Annotated in this window: 15 protein-coding genes; 11 read left to right on the top strand and 4 right to left on the bottom strand. The window is 55.4% G+C overall.

Annotation, left to right across the window (positions count from 1 at the left end; translation table 11 throughout):
• Positions 1 to 163: 163 nt before the first annotated feature.
• Complete coding sequence (locus CC94_RS0116070) at positions 164 to 919, top strand: Fic family protein (RefSeq protein ID WP_031431559.1); 756 nt, start codon at positions 164 to 166, stop codon at positions 917 to 919.
• Between the two features lie 490 nt (positions 920 to 1,409).
• On the opposite strand, the gene CC94_RS0116080 is transcribed toward CC94_RS0116070, so the two are convergent.
• The 4 genes from CC94_RS0116080 to CC94_RS0116095 all read right to left on the bottom strand — a co-directional run bounded on the left by CC94_RS0116080 (position 1,410) and on the right by CC94_RS0116095 (position 9,220).
• Positions 1,410 to 2,297 carry a GGDEF domain-containing protein gene (locus tag CC94_RS0116080; protein ID WP_005371472.1) on the bottom strand — a complete coding sequence of 296 codons (888 nt, stop codon included), beginning with the start codon at positions 2,295 to 2,297 and terminating at the stop codon, positions 1,410 to 1,412.
• Between the two features lie 240 nt (positions 2,298 to 2,537).
• Positions 2,538 to 4,394: a GGDEF domain-containing response regulator gene (locus CC94_RS0116085; protein ID WP_005371474.1), complete on the bottom strand. Its 1,857-nt coding sequence runs from the start codon at positions 4,392 to 4,394 to the stop codon at positions 2,538 to 2,540.
• Positions 4,391 to 7,921 carry a response regulator gene (locus tag CC94_RS0116090; protein ID WP_031431561.1) on the bottom strand — a complete coding sequence of 1,177 codons (3,531 nt, stop codon included), beginning with the start codon at positions 7,919 to 7,921 and terminating at the stop codon, positions 4,391 to 4,393. Before CC94_RS0116090 ends, CC94_RS0116085 begins: the two co-directional genes overlap by 4 nt.
• A 75-nt stretch (positions 7,922 to 7,996) precedes the next feature.
• Positions 7,997 to 9,220, bottom strand: coding sequence for a hypothetical protein (locus CC94_RS0116095; protein WP_031431562.1), 1,224 nt, complete (start codon positions 9,218 to 9,220; stop codon positions 7,997 to 7,999).
• A 958-nt stretch (positions 9,221 to 10,178) separates the two neighbouring features.
• On the opposite strand from CC94_RS0116095, the gene flgB reads away from it, so the two are divergent.
• From flgB to flgK, 10 genes are read left to right on the top strand one after another with little or no spacing between them, the layout of a single operon-like run.
• Complete coding sequence (flgB, locus tag CC94_RS0116100) at positions 10,179 to 10,586, top strand: flagellar basal body rod protein FlgB (protein WP_031431563.1); 408 nt, start codon at positions 10,179 to 10,181, stop codon at positions 10,584 to 10,586.
• Positions 10,587 to 10,588: 2 nt separating this feature from the next.
• Positions 10,589 to 11,005, top strand: coding sequence for a flagellar basal body rod protein FlgC (flgC, locus tag CC94_RS0116105; RefSeq protein ID WP_031431564.1), 417 nt, complete (start codon positions 10,589 to 10,591; stop codon positions 11,003 to 11,005).
• A gap of 10 nt (positions 11,006 to 11,015) precedes the next feature.
• Positions 11,016 to 11,687 (top strand): flagellar hook assembly protein FlgD, encoded by a 672-nt coding sequence (locus CC94_RS0116110; RefSeq protein WP_031431565.1) that lies wholly within the window; start codon positions 11,016 to 11,018, stop codon positions 11,685 to 11,687.
• 15 nt (positions 11,688 to 11,702) lie between these two features.
• Complete coding sequence (flgE, locus tag CC94_RS0116115) at positions 11,703 to 12,998, top strand: flagellar hook protein FlgE (protein ID WP_031431566.1); 1,296 nt, start codon at positions 11,703 to 11,705, stop codon at positions 12,996 to 12,998.
• Between the two features lie 22 nt (positions 12,999 to 13,020).
• Positions 13,021 to 13,761 carry a flagellar basal-body rod protein FlgF gene (gene flgF / locus CC94_RS0116120; protein ID WP_031431567.1) on the top strand — a complete coding sequence of 247 codons (741 nt, stop codon included), beginning with the start codon at positions 13,021 to 13,023 and terminating at the stop codon, positions 13,759 to 13,761.
• Between the two features lie 50 nt (positions 13,762 to 13,811).
• The gene (gene flgG / locus CC94_RS0116125) at positions 13,812 to 14,600 is read left to right on the top strand and encodes a flagellar basal-body rod protein FlgG (RefSeq protein WP_005371499.1); all 789 of its coding nucleotides are present in this window, start codon (positions 13,812 to 13,814) and stop codon (positions 14,598 to 14,600) included.
• A 13-nt stretch (positions 14,601 to 14,613) separates the two neighbouring features.
• The gene (gene flgH, locus CC94_RS0116130; protein ID WP_005371501.1) at positions 14,614 to 15,288 is read left to right on the top strand and encodes a flagellar basal body L-ring protein FlgH; all 675 of its coding nucleotides are present in this window, start codon (positions 14,614 to 14,616) and stop codon (positions 15,286 to 15,288) included.
• A gap of 19 nt (positions 15,289 to 15,307) precedes the next feature.
• Positions 15,308 to 16,414, top strand: a complete 1,107-nt coding sequence (locus tag CC94_RS0116135; protein WP_005371503.1) for a flagellar basal body P-ring protein FlgI — start codon at positions 15,308 to 15,310, stop codon at positions 16,412 to 16,414.
• Positions 16,415 to 16,427: 13 nt separating this feature from the next.
• Positions 16,428 to 17,480 (top strand): flagellar assembly peptidoglycan hydrolase FlgJ, encoded by a 1,053-nt coding sequence (gene flgJ, locus CC94_RS0116140; protein WP_005371505.1) that lies wholly within the window; start codon positions 16,428 to 16,430, stop codon positions 17,478 to 17,480.
• A 24-nt stretch (positions 17,481 to 17,504) separates the two neighbouring features.
• Positions 17,505 to 19,160: a flagellar hook-associated protein FlgK gene (flgK, locus tag CC94_RS0116145; protein WP_005371507.1), complete on the top strand. Its 1,656-nt coding sequence runs from the start codon at positions 17,505 to 17,507 to the stop codon at positions 19,158 to 19,160.
• Positions 19,161 to 19,162: the final 2 nt, after the last annotated feature.

Raw genomic sequence — 19,162 nt, forward strand, 5'->3', positions numbered from 1 at the left:
ATTTACAAAAATTTTTTAGAACAAGAAAAAATCACCCAAATTCTTTCCGCAGCCGGGAGAGAGATTGAAACTCTCCCAAAAAACTCATCTGTCTACAGCAGGAGAAAAAAGCTCCGATGCAACAATTGCTTACCAGCAAACTCAGCGTAACGGTAGACAAATCATGAATATTCCGTTCCTGTTTGCCGGAATCGATCGTCTCAAGTCCTGTCTGGACAGTCTTCGTCCTCTGCCGGAACACACCGTCCGCACGCTGCATGAACAACAAGTGCTGGAGTGGACTTACCATTCCAACGCTATCGAGGGCAACACGCTGACGTTGAAAGAAACCAAGGTGGTGCTAGAGGGCATTACGATCGGCGGCAAGCCGTTGCGCGAGCATTTCGAAGTGATCAACCACAAAGAAGCCATCGATTATGTGGAAGCCATTGTTCAAAGCCAGGATGCGTTGAGCGAATGGCAGATCAAATCCATTCATCACTTGGTGCTGAAAAATATCGACGACCGCAATGCTGGCCAGTACCGGCAGGAAAACGTGGTGATCGCCGGCGCAGAGCATGTGCCGCCCGATTTCATTAAAGTGCCGGAAGCGATGGCTGCCCTCATGGATTGGTACAGCAGATCAATCAATCTGCATCCGATGGAGTGTGCCGCTCGGTTACACGTCGATTTTGTCGGCATTCATCCGTTTGTCGACGGCAACGGCCGCACTTCGCGTTTATTGATGAACTTTGAGTTGATGCGGCGAGGATTTTTGCCGGTGATCATTCCGGTCGAGCAACGCTTGGGCTATTACGATGCGCTGGATACTGCGCATACACGTGGGGATTACAGTCCGTTCATCGATTTGGTCGCAGGGCTTGAGCAGACTGCCCTGGAGCGTTATCTGCGGATCATTCAAGGTTCCAAGGACGCATAATGATGAGCCTGTTGCCTGAAACTTCGGGGATTACCGTAACCGAGTTCATCGATGGCAAGAAGGTGCACTCTTATCGGCTGGGAAAATCCTGCCAACAACCGCTCGACCGCCCCCGTAGGGTACGCTGTGCGTACCATCAATGTCGAAAGGTGCGCACAGCGTACCCTACGGGGCTGGACTTGACGGCAGGGCACCCTTCAGACGGTGAGGACTTTCCTACACGCGATATGAAAATGCTCTAGCCGCCGACAGCAAGCTATCCGCCATCCGCTACAAAAGTAGCGCAATGAAACGAGCCTGGTATCCAGCGCGATTGCGGTGTCGCCACCCAACACCCGCGAAGGTCACGAGAAAGTGGACGAAAGCCATTTGCCGGAAGTACGACAATGGTGGCAAGCGCACGTGGGCAATCAAAGCGAAGAGCACTACATCAGGGCGAGCGCCTCTTCATGCGTCCGGATCATTTCGAGCCGGACAGGCGAGGAGGCGGCTAAGCGGCGACGAATACCCGGTTTCTGCCGTCTCTTTTCGCCTGATACATGGCCGCGTCGGCACGTTTGATAAAAGTTTCCGCCGTATCTTCCTTGCATAAGGCGCTGACTCCCAGGCTGACCGTCACTTTGATGGCATGCATGTCGAAAACCAGGGTATGGTTTTCAATGGACATACGAATTCTTTCCGCCAATAATTTGGCGCCGTCAATGTCGGTGTCGCTCAATAAAATGACGAATTCTTCGCCTCCGGTGCGGAACAGAAGGTCGCTGGAACGCAGGCTGTCGCGGATGCATTTGGCGAGGGACGCCAGGACGAAATCGCCGCATTGGTGGCCGTAATGGTCATTGAAAAATTTGAAGTGGTCGATGTCGAGAAAGATGACCGAGAGGTTTTTTCCTGCCCGAATGGCCAGGCTCATTTCCCGCTTTACCGAATCGTCGAAGGATGTCCGGGTATTGGCCTGGGTCAGGGGATCGGTGTAAGCCATTTTCAAAGCATGCTGATACTGAGTTGCGTTTTTTAAAGGGTAGATTAAAAAACACAGCAGATTTTCCAATAGCTTGATCTCTTTCTGGCTGTATTTGCGATTGTTCATGAAAGTCAATTTACCGAGCATCTGCTCTTCGAGCTTGAGCAGGTAGGTATAGGCATTGCGGGTAAAAACCCCGTTTTTGATTTCCACTCCGAATTCCGTATGAGAATACGCATAGGCCGTATGAGGAATCAGCCTTTCGATTTTCCGGCTGAAAATGGAAATCAATTTATTGAAATCGAGCGTAGTCTGCAAAGCGCTGCTGAGATCAAAATGATCCAGATTGACAGCTTTGGCCGACTCGAATGTGCTGGTGCTGGTAACGGTCAGTACTGCGGATTTCTGATTCACAACGATTCTCCGGATTGGAATTCATGAGGTTTCATGGTTGTGAATGATTAAGCGATTCTTATGCCAAAAAACTATAATCTTTATAATTCAGATAGATGAAAATGTGAGATAGTTGGCATTTTTGAAATGCCTGAAAATTGACGCTGAGTGAGTCGCGGATCGTTACGGTAAAAATAATTCAAGGTCCGTACAAATACAAGACGCGAGATGCGGACCGGTTCGGCAACCGGGGAAAACTTTTCAAAACGATGCGAGCTGTACGGCATTACGGCTCCTTGCCTTGATCTGGTATAACGCTTGGTCGGCTAGTTTGATAAGCGTTTTCCAGCCGGGTTTGTCCCCTACCGAGCCGGCAACGCCGATGCTGACGGTAATCGGCTTTGTGAGAGCGGGATCTTTGGGTTGTTGAGCCTGTATGGCTCCGCGAATGCGTTCGGCGAGTAAAAGGGCGGCGGTTCCGTCTGTGTTGGGGGCGATCACCAAAAATTCTTCGCCGCCCAGACGGCAGGCGATGTCGCTTGCCCGGACGGTGGCTTTCAATATTTTCGCGGAATGGGTTAGTACGGCGTCACCGGCGTCATGGCCCAAGGTATCGTTAATCGATTTGAAATGGTCCAGATCCAGCATCAAGACGCTTAAGGGCCGATTGTAGCGCTGGGCGGTTTCCCATTCCTGTTCCAGGCGGGTCAGGGCATAACGGCGGTTGGGCAGGCTGGTGAGAATATCGGTATTCGCCATCATTTCCAGGCGGCGATTTGCGACGGTCAGCTCGGCGGTGTAGCGCTGGATGTCTTTTTTTTCTTTTTCCACTTCCTGTTGCAGCATGATGATGCGCTGGCCGGCGCGGATACGCGCCAATAAAACCCGCAGGCTGACCGGTTTGGTGACATAATCGTCGATGCCGGCGGCAAAAGCCTTGACCAGGGCGTCTTCGCTTTCGGTCGCGGTGAGCATGATCAGATACAGGTTCTTGCCGATGTCGGCTTCACGCAAGGTCTTGCACAGGCTTAAACCATCCAGGGGTTTCATTCGCCAATCGGTAATCATCATTTGCGGCTTATGCTCGACGACATGTTTTAGCGCGGCCTCGCCGTCACGGCAGGCAGCCACCCGATGGCCGGCGGCCGTCAATTGCTTCGACAGGCGCGCTACCATCATCGGATCATCGTCTACCAGCAGCAGATCCAGTCCGGGTAATGTTTCCGTTTGCTCGCTCGGGGCCGCCGGAAACGCAAGCCGCGCATCGGTCTTGATTTCAATCAATTTGCCCCATGTCTGCCATTCCCTGCTGATGTCATTGATAAACTTGTCGAAAAAATCGCGCTCGAGAGAGTGGTTTTCGGCTTGCCGCTGCAAATCCGGTAAGAGGGTGGTGCGATACTGGTCATCGGCGATGCAGTAACGTGCGATCTGCCGGGCGAAAGCCAATTGCCGGGCCAGGCGGGTTACCCTGGAAATTTCGCCGGCAAGAGGTTCGGTACTGAGGTTGAGTGCATCCAGCAATATGCTGGGAAACCCCCAGTCCAGCAAAAGTATGAGGGTGAGTTCCTTATGGTCGACGGCAAAGCGTTCACGTTCCAGGCGCAGCAGGTCGTCGCCCTGAGACATTTGAAGACAATCGCCGTAAGTTTCCGGCCAGGCGGTGGCCAGGGCCAGCCGGCCGATGTCGGACAATAAGCCTATCGTAAAAGCTTCTTCCGGCGCTATCGTCCGTTCGCGCGCGGTAATGGCGGCAATGGCGACGGCCATGGCCAGCGCCTGTGCCCAGTAGATCGGATAATCGAAGCCCATGCAATGGCCGTCACGGTGATTGTTGATCAAGGACAGGCTCAACGCGAAATTGCGTACCGAATTCATGCCCATCATCAGCACGGCGTCATGGACCGTGGCTACGGGGCGGCGGGCACCGAATGCGGCGGAATTGGCAAAGCCCAAGATGCGTGCGGTCAAGGCCGGATCCCCTTTTACCAGTTCGGCCAGTTCCAGTAGGGTGGCATCCGTTTTTTGCAGCAACTGCATGATCGCCAAGGCAAGCCCCGAAGGTGTAGGCAGACGCTCAGCCGCTTTGAGTTCGTGAAAGCTGAACTCGGTATTCATAAAGCGGCGCCTTGCTTTGAGCGCAATGCGACCATCAACCGGGCGGCCGCATCGGCCACATCCCGCGTCATTTGTCGAAAATCGCCCGGTTCCTCCTGCCGGGCGCTGTGCTCCAGTCTGGCCGCGGCGGAATACAGCGGATCGGCGCAAAAATGCCCGGCCATGCCCTTGATCGCATGCGCGGCATCGGCCAGGGCGGCTGGCTCGCGGCGAGCCAGGGCTTCTTCGAGTTCGAGCAATCGGTCCGGGGTGATGGTGAAGAATAAATCGATCATGTCGTTGAGTAGCTCTTGATCATTGTCCAGACGTTTAAGCGCTTCGGCTTCATCCCAGCACGGGGAGGACAGGTCGTTCGCAATAACAGACTTCGTGTCGGCCATTATCTCACAGGAGCTGGCGTCTCCCAACCATCGCGCCAAGGCTTCCGCCAGTTCCTGTCTGACGATAGGCTTGCTTAAAAAGTCGTCCATGCCGGCGGCCAGGCATTTCTCGCGCTCTCCGGCGGCGGCATGTGCCGTGAGGGCAACGACGGGAGTTTTCACGGGGAGGGGCGATTCCCGGTTTCGCAATAGGCGGGCCGCTTCGTAGCCGTCCATGACCGGCATCTGGCAGTCCATGAACACCAGATCGTAAGTTTTTTGGGCCAATTTATCGAGCGCCTCCCGGCCATTTTCGGCCAGGTCCGGAGTGCATCGGAATTTGCCCAACATCGCCAGGATGACTTTTTGATTGACCTTGTTGTCTTCGACTACCAGGATCTGCTTGCTGCCGTAATCGGGTAACTCTTCGGCAATCTTGATCGGCGACAGGGTTTTTCTGAGCGGGGCATGCAAGGCGCTGGCGATGGCCTCTAGCAACTGGGCTTGACGGACGGGTTTTAGCAGACTTTGGGCAAAGCCCAACGCCAGGCGGTCGGCTTCGGAGCCCATGCCGCCTGAGGAAAGCAGCAGGCGCGGCGTAGCGGCGATGGAGGGGAATGTTGCAATGGCGCGCGCCAGCGCGTAGCCATCCATATCGGGCATATGCAGATCCGATAGTAAAATATCGTAAGCCTCGTTTTTCAGGGCCGCCGTTTGCAGTTCGGTCAACGCGGCGGGGGCATTATCGGCTTCGCTGACCCGCATGCCCCAGTGCTGCAAATAGTACCGCAGAATTTTGCGGTTGGTGTCGTTATCGTCGACGACCAGCGCGCGTTTGCCGGAAAGATCGGTAAGAGAAGGCGCGGCATGATTATCGACCGGTTGCAGCGGTAAGGTAAACCAGAAGCAAGTGCCTTTCCCCTGCACGCTTTCCACCCCGATATTGCCTTTCATCAGATCGATCAGATTTTTACTGATGGATAGTCCTAAACCGGTTCCGCCAAAACGCCGGGCCGTGGAATTGTCGGCCTGTGCGAACGGCTGAAACAACAGTGTCTGGCCTTCCGGACTCATGCCGATACCGGTATCTTTGATTTCCACGCGTAGCGCACTGTCGTCGCCGGCGGATGCTTGCGCCAATACTTTGACGGAGACTTCGCCTCGTTCGGTAAATTTGACCGCATTGCCGACCAAATTGACCAGCACCTGCCGGATGCGGTTGGGATCGCCTAGCCAGCGCGCCGGCAGCGTGGGCGGCAGAAAGCAGTTGAGTTCCAATTCCTTGGCGTGCGCGCGAACCGACATCAAAGCGCAAATTTCTTCGACCAGGGCCGGCAGGTTGAATTCGATCTGTTCGAGCTCGCATTTGCCCGCTTCCAGTTTGGAAAAATCCAGAATATCGTTGATGATGGCTAATAACGATTCGGCGGAATTGGCGGCCGTTTCCAACAGGTCTCTCTGTTCATAGCTCATGTCGGTATCTTTCAGAATATCCAGCATTCCCAATACGCCATTCATAGGCGTGCGGATTTCGTGGCTCATGTTGGCCAAAAACTCGGCTTTGGTTTTGGCGGCCTCTTCGGCGGCATTGCGCGCCTTTTCCAAAGAATGCCTGGCTTGTTCCTGCAGCAGGGCCAGTCCCATCATGTCGCCGACTTGCCGCAGCATGGTCAGGCGCGATTCCAACTGCAAAGGATGAGGATCGGTATAGAGAAACAAAATGCCCAGGGTTGCGCCGGCGGACACGATCGGCACAATATAATGACCGTGCGCTTGCATGTCTTCGAACTGGTGTTCATGGCGCGGGTCGCAGAAGCAGTCATTACTGACGATGAGTTCCTGGGAAACGGCCGCGCGTCCGCACAGGCAGGCCCCAAAAGGCACATGCTGTTCGCGGCGGATGAATTCCTCGCTGAATTTGCCGTGCAGTAGGAATAAATCGAGGCAATCCTCGTTCGGGTCTTTAAGAAATACGCCGCCCTTACGCTGCAAGTCGAATGCTTTCAGGTTGAACAGAATATCCAACACCCGGATAAATCGCTGTTGCAGCGGCAGCGTTTGCTGCAATGTTTCGGAAATGGCCAGACGCGCGACAGTGTCGGCATTTTCCAGCGTCTGGGCTTGTTCCTTATGGACCTGGTCGGTGATATTCCGCTGAATCTGCACATAACCGATGATCTCGCCATTTTGGTTGCGTATCGGCGTGATGCAGACTTCCGCCCAATAATCGCGTGCATCCGGAACAGGCGATTGGCCGGCGATTCGAAAGGGCGGCGCGCCCTTTCGCCAGTTGAGCAGACGGCCGCTCCAGGATTTGCCGAGGCGCAGGCTGTTCCGCATTTCGCGCAACGAGCGCGGATCGGCATTCGGGCTGTCGAGGATGTCCGGCGGCCTGCCGGCCAGCATTTCTTCTTTCCAGCCCGTAAAATCGCACAAAGCTGGGTTGACATACTGAATACAGCCGTGATCGTCCGTGACGATAATCATCTCGCTGCTGGCATCCAAAGCCTGTTTCAGGGTCAACAGGCGGATTTCGTTTTCTTTGATCTTGGTGATTTCGCGGCGGATGGAAAGATAGTGCGCAGGTTTGCCGTTCGGACCCGGCATCGGAATAATCGTGCTGGCTACCCAATAATGGCGGCCTTCCTTGCTGCGATTGCAGAATTCGCCTTCCCAGGGCCGGCCCTGGGCGATCGTGCGCCACATTTGACGGATAAACTCCTGATCATGATAGCCGGAGTTGATGATACGGTGGTCTTGGCCGAGTAGTTCGCTTTCGCTGAACCCGGAGACTTCGCAAAATTTCCGGTTGACATAAGTGATGCGTCCGGCGACATCCGTAATGCTGATCAGGACATGAAAGTCCAGCGCCTGGCGTAATTGTTGATTCTCGTTGATCCGGTTCATATGGCCGGCTTGTTGCCGGTCGATTTTTCCGGCCAACGGCCGCAATGCCAACACCCATGTCAAAGGAGCCGACAACACGAAGAGTAATACCAGGCGCGCAGCGTTTTCCTGCAGGGGCGTTAACCCGATCCCCCACGCAGGCAGGGCTTCCAGCAGCAGTATGACGAGGGCTTCCGCAAGTACCAGGACGATGCCGATGCTGATGAGCGAATACAGGAAAGATCGTTTGAGCGATTTTGAAACGGGGGCGGTGACCATCATGGGGGGTGCTTCTCGGTGATTCGTCCTTAAAGTCTAGCAGGCTGTTAAGAAACCGAGTCTATCTCCCCGATCCGGTTACTCGCAGGAGCCAATTCGCCGGGTATCGGGATAGCTCCGGGTCAATGCATCGACTAATTGCTCGGCGATCGGTTCCTGCTGCGAAGTCCAGCGCATTCGCACTTTGTAGGCGTTTTCGGTCGGAAAACGCGGTTTGATTTGGACTTGCAGCCCTTGCTGCTCAAATCGGCTTTTTGCCGATTCGGCGTTCCGTTGGCTGCTGAAGACGCCCAAAGAAATGGCGCCTTTCATCTCTCCGTCTCTAATGACCTGCAAGTCTTTAATTCCATAGGTGTTTTTTAAGGTGGTCGCGGCAAGAAACGACTCTTCCAAGGAAGGCGGCGCGGGATAGTACACTACAAACCGGTTGTGCTTATGCGCTTTTTCCGCCGGGGCCGGAGCCATGGCCAGTTCCGTCAATTGCGGACGGAACTGCCCGAGCAGCGCGTTTAGGGCGCCGAGACTATTGGCGGGGCCGGCCATGTAGCAGGCTGTCAGCACTTTATCCGGCGCGTGCGGCAGGGGGAGCGACGGATACGTTTCCCTGGCCACGGATTCACTCCCGGCGTTTTTGTTTTTTGCCGTTTGCGCCGCGGCTTTTGGCGAATGCACAGGCGCTTCGGCTTTCCCGGCGATTTCGTTGGGAGGAACGGCGTGAGCCAGACCCGGCTTTCCGCCTTTTCGAGGATTTTCGGGAGCAGCGGAGACATTCTTTTCCTCGGCAGGGATAAGCGGGATTGGCGCAAGGGTGGATGGAGCGGCGGAGCCTTTCTCAGCCGATTGAATGGCGGTCGGGGTTTTTGACGGCTCGGGAGAGGCGGGCGGTTGCGCCGGCCGCGGAAGACCAACGGCAGCAATGGGTTCATCTCCGGGAGCGTCCGCGCTGCCGCTTTCGAGCGGAAAAGTCCGGGTTTGTCCGGGCGTCTGGATTGAGTTCGATGCTGGAAGCAATGCCTGGGCATCGGGAATGGAAATATTATCCTGACGCGGAGATTGTTCAACTTCCAGCCGCGCTTCATGGTGCGAATTCAAACCCCCGTTTGAATTTTCGGCAGAAGAAACAGGAGTATCGGCGAGACCGATTTCACCGGGTGCATCTTTGTGTGGATTCGAATCAGTCTCGCGTTCTTTCCGGAGGTCGCTAGTTTCTTCCATCGGGGCGGATTCGAATGCTCCGGAATGAAATTCCACCAGAAGCAAGGCGATATTCGCCAATAAAGCCGCCGACAACCAATATTTCATAAGCCATTACTCGTAAATAACCCTAAAATGCGAATTAAGCGCCGCATCGGCGTTGCTCCATCCACTCTTTGCAGCACAACAGCCGAGTAGGTCGGGCACGCTTTTTGCGCCCGACATGGCCGGATTCAATGGGGTAGCGACTTCAGGCTGTCGCCATGGCGAAGCAAGGTTGCCACCTGACGTCGGGCAACGATGAAGCGGTTGCCCGACCTACCCGGCTTCAAAGGGAAGGCGGATTGCCTGGCGGCGAATCCACCCTACAAGAACCGTAGGATGCGGTGACGATAGGAACCGCATCAATCGCGAACGATGCGGTTCGTTCCTCACCACATCCTACGGCCACTTTCCCCTTTGAAAAAGGGGCAGCCGAGTAGGTCGGGCACGCTTTTTGTGCCCGACATGGCCGGAGTTCAATGGGGTGGCGACTTCAAGCTGTCGCCATAGCGAAGCAAGGTTGCCACCTGACGTCGGGCAACGATGAAGCGGTTGCCCGGCCTACCCGGCTTCAAAGGGAAGGCGGATTGCCTGGCGGCGAATCCACCCTACAAGAGCCGTAGGATGCGGTGAGGAACGAACCGCATCAATCGCGAACGATGCGGTTCGTTCCTCACCGCATCCTACGGCCGCTTCCCCTTTTGAAAAAGAGGGGGGATTTTATCCAGGCCGCTTTCACAGCACAACAGCCTCTAGCTCTTAATTCCGTAATAGATCTGTCTTCCAATTGCCGACACAGCCGGTAATTTTCCGCAGCACAGGCGCAACGTCAATAATTTGGCAGTACGCCGGCCAAACCGCTTCTTCCGCATGAATAGCGGGGTTTCATCATAGCAAGAAATCATGTCCTATCGTAATCAAAAACCCTTATCGGATTGCAGATATTTGTTTACAAATAGAAAAAATATTTTGGTGCGGTATTTGCTTAAGAAATCTCGAAGCGACCTATCGTGAGGTAAAAAGTATGTCTATAAATTTCGATAAAGCCTTGGGGATTCACGCGCAGGCACTGGCATTGCGCGAAAAACGCAGCGAGGTGCTCGCCTCGAATCTGGTCAATGCGGACACGCCGGGCTATAAAGCGCGCGACCTGGATTTTTCGTCGGTATTGAAGCAAAACATGCCTTCCGGTTTAAACCTTTCCGGTTTAAACCTGGAACGCACGCGGACGAATCACCTTGCTCCCCCCGAGTTAACGCTGGGCGCCAGGATGATGTACCGCAACCCGAACCAGGCGTCGCTCGACGGCAATACCGTGGAAGCGCATGTGGAACAGGCCAAATTTGCCGAAAACGCGGTGCAGTATCAAGCCAGTTTGAATTTTATCAATAACAGTTTAGCGGGTCTGATGATGGCCCTCAGAGGTGAATGAGCATGGCCAATTTCAATATTTTCGATATTGCCGGCAGCGGTATGAACGCCCAGTCGGTCAGGCTGAACCTGGTCGCCAGCAACATTGCCAACGCCAACACCGTCAGCGGCAGTCTGGATACGGTGTATAAATCCCGCCAGCCGGTATTCGCTTCCGAGTTGAAGAATCTTCTCGACCGGCAGAAACCAGGAAGCGGCGTCAACGTATTGGGCGTGGTGGAAAGCCAGGAGCCGTCGGTGGCGGAATATGCGCCTTATCATCCCCTGGCGGACAAGGACGGGTACATCTACAAACCCAACGTGAATACGATCGAAGAGATGGCCAATATGATGTCGGCCTCCCGCTCTTATCAAAACAATGTGGAGGTTTTGAATACGGCAAAGGAACTGATTCTTCAAACCTTGAAAATGGGTAAATAGGAGGCATGGCATGACTCTCGGAATAGATGCGATCAACGCCCTGGGATTATCGGGCTCCCAAACGACGGCTTCTAAAAAGTCGTCGTTGGGACAGGAAGATTTTTTGAAACTGATGACGACGCAAATGACTCACCAGGATCCTACCAAGCCCATGGAAAACGGCGATTTTCTGGCGCAAATGGCGCAGTTCGGAACGGTGGCGGGAATTCAGGATTTGCAGGAATCTTTTAAAAGTTTCGCTGATTCGATCAGTTCGGATCAGGCCCTGCAGGCCTCAAGCTTGGTGGGGCATTACGTGTCCGTGCAGTCGGGTCAGGGCACTCTGCCGGCAGGCGGCGAGATTCAAGGACAACTGGTGCTGCCGGGCAACTCCCCCAATGTGACGTTGAAAATCGTCGATGCGCAAACGGGAGAAACGGTGCGGACCTTGAATCTTGGCAACCAGACAGCGGGAAATGTGCCTTTCACCTGGGACGGTTACAGCGATGGCAACGTATTGGCGCATCCGGGCAGCTATAAGCTGGAGGCGGCGGCGACCATCGACGGAACCAATACGGCATTGGCCACGCAAGTCAATTCCAAGGTCGACAGCGTTATTCTGGGCAACGGCCAGCAGGGCGTTACGGTGAACCTGGAAGGATTGGGGGCGGTAAACTTCAATCAAATCACACAGATTCTTTAATTTTGGAGAAATCACATGGCTTTCTTTACAGCGGTCAGCGGCATGAATGCCGCTTCGAAAAATTTGGACGTGACGAGCAATAACATTGCCAATGCCAACACGGTTGGCTTCAAGGAATCCAGGGCGGAGTTTTCCGATGTCTATGCCGCCAGCGTCAGCGGCGTCAGCAGTATTCAGGCGGGGACCGGGGTCAGGGTGGCGAATGTGGCGCAACAGTTTACGCAGGGCAACATCAATGCGACCGGCAACAATCTGGATCTGGCCATCAGCGGCGACGGTTTTTTTTCGTTGGGAAGCAGCGCTACGTCGGATCAGCCTACCGCATTTACCCGGGACGGAGAGTTCAAACTGGACAAGGAAGGCTATGTGGTGAACAATCAGGGCCTGTACCTGATGACGTTCAAGCCGAACGGAACGACGGTGGCCGCGGGATTCAGCACCGGAGTTTTGCAGCCTTTGCAGGTCAAGGCCAATCAGGGATCGCCGACCGCCACCAGCACCATAGGCGTCAGTTCGAATCTGCAGTCGACCCAGGTCGCGCCGACCGCTACCACCGTGGATCCTGCGGTTCCGAATTCCTACAATCACTCTACGTCCTTGACGATTTACGACTCGCAAGGAAACTCCCATATCGCCACTACTTATTACGTCAGTCAGAGCCCGACGACGCCGAATACCTGGAATACGTATCTGTTCGTTGACGGCAAACCGATCAATACCGACGGTACGGCAGCGCCTTTACCGCTCGACGGTTCCCAATCATTTAAGACGATGACGTTCGACACGGCCGGAAACTTGACGACGGTGATGCCGCTCGCTTACGGCCCGATCGACTCCACGACGCTGGATCCCAATCTGAACGTCGATTCGCTCAGCCTGACCTTTGACTTTACCGGAACGACCCAATACAGCAGTGTATTTTCGGTCAATAATCTGGCTCAGAACGGTTTTCCTTCGGGTAACTTGATAGGGATCGATATCGATGATTCCGGAGTCGTCTATGCCAAATACAGCAACGGTAAAGCGGAAACGTTGGGCCAGGTCGCGCTGTCCCGTTTTCCCAATCCGCAAGGGCTGGCGAAATTGGGCGATACGACTTGGGCGCAAAGCGCGGACTCCGGCGAACGGATTGTCGGCGCGCCTGGCACGGGAAGTTTCGGGAAGATCCAGTCGGGCGCGGTGGAAGCTTCCAACGTGGATTTGACCTCGGAATTGGTACGGCTGATCATCGGCCAGCAAGCCTATCAGGCCAATGCCCAGGCCATCAGCGTTGAAAAAACCGTTACCGAAACCATCTTGAATATCCGTTAAACGCTAAGCCGGGAGAGCCGTAATGGATAAGAGTCTCTATATCGCGATGAGCGGAGCCAAGCAAACATTATTGGCGCAAACGGCAAACGCCAATAATTTGGCGAACACTCAAACCTCGGGATTCAAGGCCGATCTGGAGCAATTCCGCAGCATGCCGGTGTTCGGCGCCGGTTATCCGACGCGCGTTTATGCGATGACCGAAAGGCCGGCGACGGATCTGTCAATCGGCGCGCTGCAAACCACCGGCCGCGAACTGGACGTTGCGATCGAGGGCGACGGTTGGCTGGCCGTGCAGACGGCCGACGGCAAGGAAGCCTATACCCGCGCCGGCGATCTTCGGATCACTCCCGAGGGCTTGCTGCAGAACGGCGCCGGCCTGCAGATTCTGGGGCAAAACGGGCCGATTTCCCTGCCGCCGGCACGAAAGCTGGAAATCGGCAGGGACGGCACGATCAGCATCATTCCGATGGGCGTCAACTCCACCAATATGGCGATGCTGGACCGGATCAAGCTGGTCCAGCCGGCGCCGGGCGATCTTGAAAAGTTGAATGACGGGCTGATGCATTTGAAAGGCGGCAAAACGGCGGAGGCCAGCGCCGACGTCAGGCTGGTGCAGGGTTCCTTGGAAGGCAGCAATGTCAATGCGATCAGCGCGATGGTGGAGATGATCGAACTGTCCAAAAATTTCGAACTGCAAACCAAAGTCATGAAAGCGGCGGATGACAATGCCAGCATCGGCGCCAAACTGATGCAGATGGCATAAACCCTGCATGAGTTTGATCGAGACAATTCTTTGACACGCAGGAGATTACTATGACCGAACGCGCTTTATGGGTCGCCAAAACCGGCCTGGACGCCCAGCAAACCCGGATGGCCGTTATCGCCAATAACTTGGCGAACGTCAACACCACCGGATTCAAAAAATCCAGGCCGCTATTCGAGGATCTGGTTTATCAGAATATTCGGCAAGCGGGCGCGCAGACGACTCAAAATACCGAATTGCCGTCGGGCCTGCAGTTGGGCACCGGCGTCAGAACTGTCGCTACCGAGAAACTGCATACGCAGGGAAATATTCAGCAGACCGAAAATTCCCTGGACGTCGCGATCAACGGCAGGGGTTATTTGCAAATCCTGATGCCGAACGGCGACATTAATTATACCCGCGACGGAACCTTGAAACTCGACTCCAACGGCCAACTGGTGACTTCGGGCGGCTTGCAGTTGGAACCGGCGATTACGATACCGAACGATGCGCTCAGCATCACGATCGGCCGGGACGGCACCGTTTCGGTGTTGCAGCCGGGAAATGCCGCGCCGGTTCAGGTCGGACAGATCCAGACGGCGGATTTCATCAATCCTACCGGTCTTGAACCGGTCGGCGAAAACCTTTACCGGGAAACGGTCTCCAGCGGCGCGCCGCTCATAGGCACGCCGGGCGACCAGGAATACGGCACGTTATTGCAGGGCTCTCTGGAAACCTCCAACGTGAATGTCGTCGAAGAACTGGTGAACATGATTGAAACCCAGCGGGCTTACGAGATGAATTCCAAGGCCATATCGACCACGGATCAAATGCTTTCGTTCGTGACCCAGCAACTGTAGCGGGAGAATGAGGATGATCATGCAAAAGCTTGGACTTTTGGGGTTGGCGTCCATTCTGTTGTCGGCTTGCACGACCGTGCCGCCCAAAGATCCCGCATTCGCGCCGGTGGCGCCGGCATCATTGCAGCCTCCCGTGTCGAATAGCGGCGCCATCTACCAGGCCGGTTACGACATGCGCCTGTTCGAAGACAATAAGGCGATGCGGGTGGGGGATGTGTTGACCATCAAGCTTCAGGAGTTGACCCAGGCCAAAAAGGCGGACGATCTGAGTGCGAAAAAGGACCTCGATGTGCTGGTGTCGGCGCCGACTGTCGCCGGATTCGCGCTGTCGTCCCTCACCGGCAACGATGCGAAAACCGAACTGGCCGGCAAAAGGGACTTTAACGGGGAAGGCGAGGCCAACCAGAGCAACAGTCTGGTCGGCAATATTTCCGTTACGGTCGTGGAAGTCCTTCCGAACGGCAATTTGCGGGTGCGCGGCGAGAAAAGAGTGACGTTGAACCAGGGCGACGAATACGTCCGGCTTTCGGGTATCGTCAGGCCTGTCGATCTCGACACGTCCAATACCGTTTCCTCGGACAAAGTGGCCGATGCGACCATTATGTATACCGGAGAAGGCGCCATGGCGGACGCCAGCAAAATGGGATGGCTTGCCAGGATCATCTATAGTCCGTGGTTTCCTTTCTGAATTCGAGCGAGTCTGAAACATGAAGAGCGTACGCAAGGCCATCGGTTTATTCGCCATGCTGGGACTGGCTCTCAGCGGTTCGGTTCGAGGCGAACGGATCAAGGATATCGCTTCCGTCGAAGGAATGCGGACCAATCAGTTGGTGGGTTACGGGCTGGTCGTGGGCGTGGACAACAAATCCGGGGATAGAACCAAGTTTGCGGGGCAAACCTTGCGCAGCATGATGGGCCGCTTCGGCGTGACCTTGCCTCCCGGCGTCGATCCCAAATCGAGAAATATCGCCGCCGTGGCGATTCAGGCCGATTTGCCTCCGTTCGCCAAGCCGGGGCAAACCATCGACGTCACGGTTTCCGCAATCGGCGACTCGAAAAGTCTGCGGGGCGGCACCTTGGTGATGACGCCGCTGAAGGGCGCGGACGGCCAAGTTTATGCGGTCGCGCAGGGCAATCTGGTCGTGAACGGCTTGAGCGCGACCGGCCGGGACGGTTCCAACATTACCGTCAACAATCCCACCGTCGGCCGGATTCCGAACGGCGCCACCATCGAGCGTACGGTCAAAACGCCTTTTTCGGAAGGCAACATTTTAACTTTCAATTTGCATGCGGCCGATTTTACGACGGCCAATCGAATGGCCGAAGCCATCAACAGAGAACTGGGCGCCAATACCGCGAGGCCGGTCGATGCCGCTTCGGTCAGCGTCAGGGGGCCTTTCGATGTGGCGCAAAAAGTCTCGTTCGCGGCATTGGTCGAAAACATCAATATCATGCCGGACGAGGCGCCGGCGCGGATCATCGTCAACTCCCGCACGGGAACCGTGGTGATCAACAATACAGTTCGGGTGCGGCCGGCCGCCGTGTCGCACGGCAGTTTGACGGTGACCATCAGCGAAAATCCGCAGGTCAGCCAGCCGAATGCGTTTTCCGGCGGCCAGACCGTGGTGACGCCGCAATCGGATGTGCAAGTCGAACAGGAAAGAAACCGGATGTTCGTATTCAATGCCGGCGTGTCCCTGGATGAAATCGTCAAGGCGGTCAATACCGTCGGGGCCGGGCCGAGCGATTTGGTCGCCATTTTGGAGGCCCTCAAGACCGCCGGCGCCCTGCGCGCCGAGCTGATAGTCATTTAGCGGGAGGTTTCTTATGTTAAACGCGAACCGGTCCGATGTTTATACCGACCTCAACGCCCTTGCGAAGCTGAAAACCGAAGCCAGGAAAGAGTCTCCGGAAGCCTTGAAAGCGGCCGCCAAGCAATTCGAGGCCGTTTTCCTGAATCAGGTCCTCAAAAGCATGCGCGAGTCGAAACTGGCGGACGGTATCCTGGATAACGAGCAAAGCAAGTTTTACGGCGAAATGTACGATCAACAGTTGGCGTCGAATCTGTCGGGATCGGTTGGGCTGGCGGATTTGATCGTCAAGCAGATGAAACGCGAAGAGGCCGACGATGACAAGACCGGAAAAATGAATATCGAGGATTATCTGAACCGCTCTTCCACCGCCGGCAAGGCGATGCCGGGCCGGCACGGCAAAGTCGACAGCCGTATCCTCGGCAAGATCGATGAGAGTCATGAAGCGTCGGATGCCGCGATCGGGAATGAAGAAGAAATCAATCCGGCTTCGGTCAACGGTGAAAAGCTTGCCTTGGAGGGCGGGGATTCGGAATTTTCATTCAAGAAATCCGGCGATCTGCCGATATATTCTGCACAGGATTTTGTCAGGCATTTGCATCCCATTGCCGAACGGGCCGCCAGGGAATTGGGCGTCGAGCCGAAAGTGCTGCTGGCGCAGGCGGCACTGGAGACGAATTGGGGGCGTTCGTTGATCAAAAACCGGGAGGGTGAAAGCACCTTCAACTTGTTCAACATCAAAGCCGGAAGGGCATGGCAGGGGGAACAAGTGTCGGTCCAGGCGCTGGAATTCGAACGAGGCGTCGGCAGGAAAACCAACGCAGGATTTCGTGCGTATGATTCGTTCGAGGAAAGTTTTCAGGATTATGTGCGATTGATTAAAAACAACCCGCGCTATGGCGACGCCTTGAAACAGGCTGATAGTCCGGAACGGTATCTGCGCGGATTGCAGCAGGCAGGCTATGCGACGGATCCGAAATACGCCGAGAAGATCATCAGCATTTATCGCGGCGCAACAATGAACAACATTCAACCCGATCTTGCCGCGGCGATGGACGATCGGGCCTGATAACAACCGAAGCAGGACAAGATCATGGCTGGAACGGGGATTTTAGAAACGGCGTTGACAGGGCTTTTCGCTTCCCAGCGCTGGCTGGCGACGACGAGCCAGAACATCAGCAATGTCAATACCGAAGGTTATAGCCGGCAACAGGTCGAGCTGAGCGCCCGTCCCCCTCAATTTACGGGGGCAGGGTACATCGGACAGGGCGTCAACGTCGTCAATATTACGCGCAGCTACGATCAATTTATCAATCAGCAGCTCAATTCCAGCACCTCCGCCTTCGCCGAGTCGGACTATTTGGCGGGCATGGCATCGCAAGTGGACACGCTGGTCGGCAACAACGACTCGGGCCTGCCGGTGACTTTAAAATCGTTTTTTAGCGCGGTCAATGATGTCGCCAATGACCCGACTTCCCTGGCCGCCCGCCAGGCCATGCTGGGGCAGGCCGGTTCGCTGGCGCAACAATTCAATGACATGGCATCGTCTTTCGACGGTTTGCGCGATCAGACGAACAAGCAGATGCAGGCCACTCTCGACGATATCAATACCTATGCGCAGTCCATCGCCGATCTGAACGTTAAAATCACCGCGGAGTTCGGACGGACTGGCGGTATGCAGATGCCGAACGATCTGCTGGACCAGCGCGATGCGCTGATCACCAAGATCGCCGAGAAAATCAACGTGTCCGCGCTCAATATGGACGACGGCTCGGTCAACCTGATCATCGGCAAAGGGCAGTCTTTGGTTTCCAATGCGAGTGCGGCGACTTTATCGCTGGCCGGCTCCACTTTCGATAATTCCTATAAGGATATCGTTATCAACGGCCAGCCCATCACGCAGTCGATCACGGGCGGCGAATTATCGGGCGAGCTCAAATTTCGGGATCAGATTCTGGACCCCGCGCAACAACAGTTGGGAGTCTTGGCTGCCGCTTTGTCCGTGCAGTTCAACGCGATACATAACAGCGGCTTCGATTTGAACGGCGCGCCGGGCCAGGATTTATTCGCCTTGGGCGGCACCGGCATGAATGTGCCGGTTACGGTCAATCCCGGCCTGCCGGGAGGGGGCAGCATCGCTGCCACTTACGATCCGGCCAATACGGCGAACCTGAACCCCAGCGATTATCGTTTGGATTACGACGGCACCAATTATACGTTGACCCGCCTGAGCGACAAGCAGGCGATCAATATCGCCGGCTTTCCCGGAAGCCCGGTCAATGTGGAAGGGATGACGATCAGCTTGTCTACGCCGCCGACCGGCGCTTCGAGCTTTCTGATCCGCCCCGCCTTTTACGCGGCCGAAAACCTGAAGATCAATATCGGCGATCCCGAGGAAATCGCCGCGGCGGGCAATGGCGCTTCCGTTCCGGGGGACAATACCAATGCGCTGAAGCTTGCGAATCTTGAACAGCAGCCTATTCTATCGGGAGGCCGCTCCACGCTTTCTTCCGCGTATGGCCAATTGGTGAGCCAGGTTGGGACCAGCACGCAATCGGCAAAAACCAGCCAATCGGCTCAGCAGGTTTTGCTGAACCAGGCCAAACAAACCCGGGAAAATCTGGTGGGGGTCAACCTGGACGAAGAGGCGGCGAATCTGATTAAATTTCAGAATGCTTATCAGGCGGCGGCAAAGGCAATCTCCGTCGCCAATTCCCTGTTCGATACCCTCATCGGAGCTATTCGATAGGA

This window comes from Methylomicrobium agile (assembly GCF_000733855.1).
GTDB lineage: Bacteria > Pseudomonadota > Gammaproteobacteria > Methylococcales > Methylomonadaceae > Methylomicrobium > Methylomicrobium agile.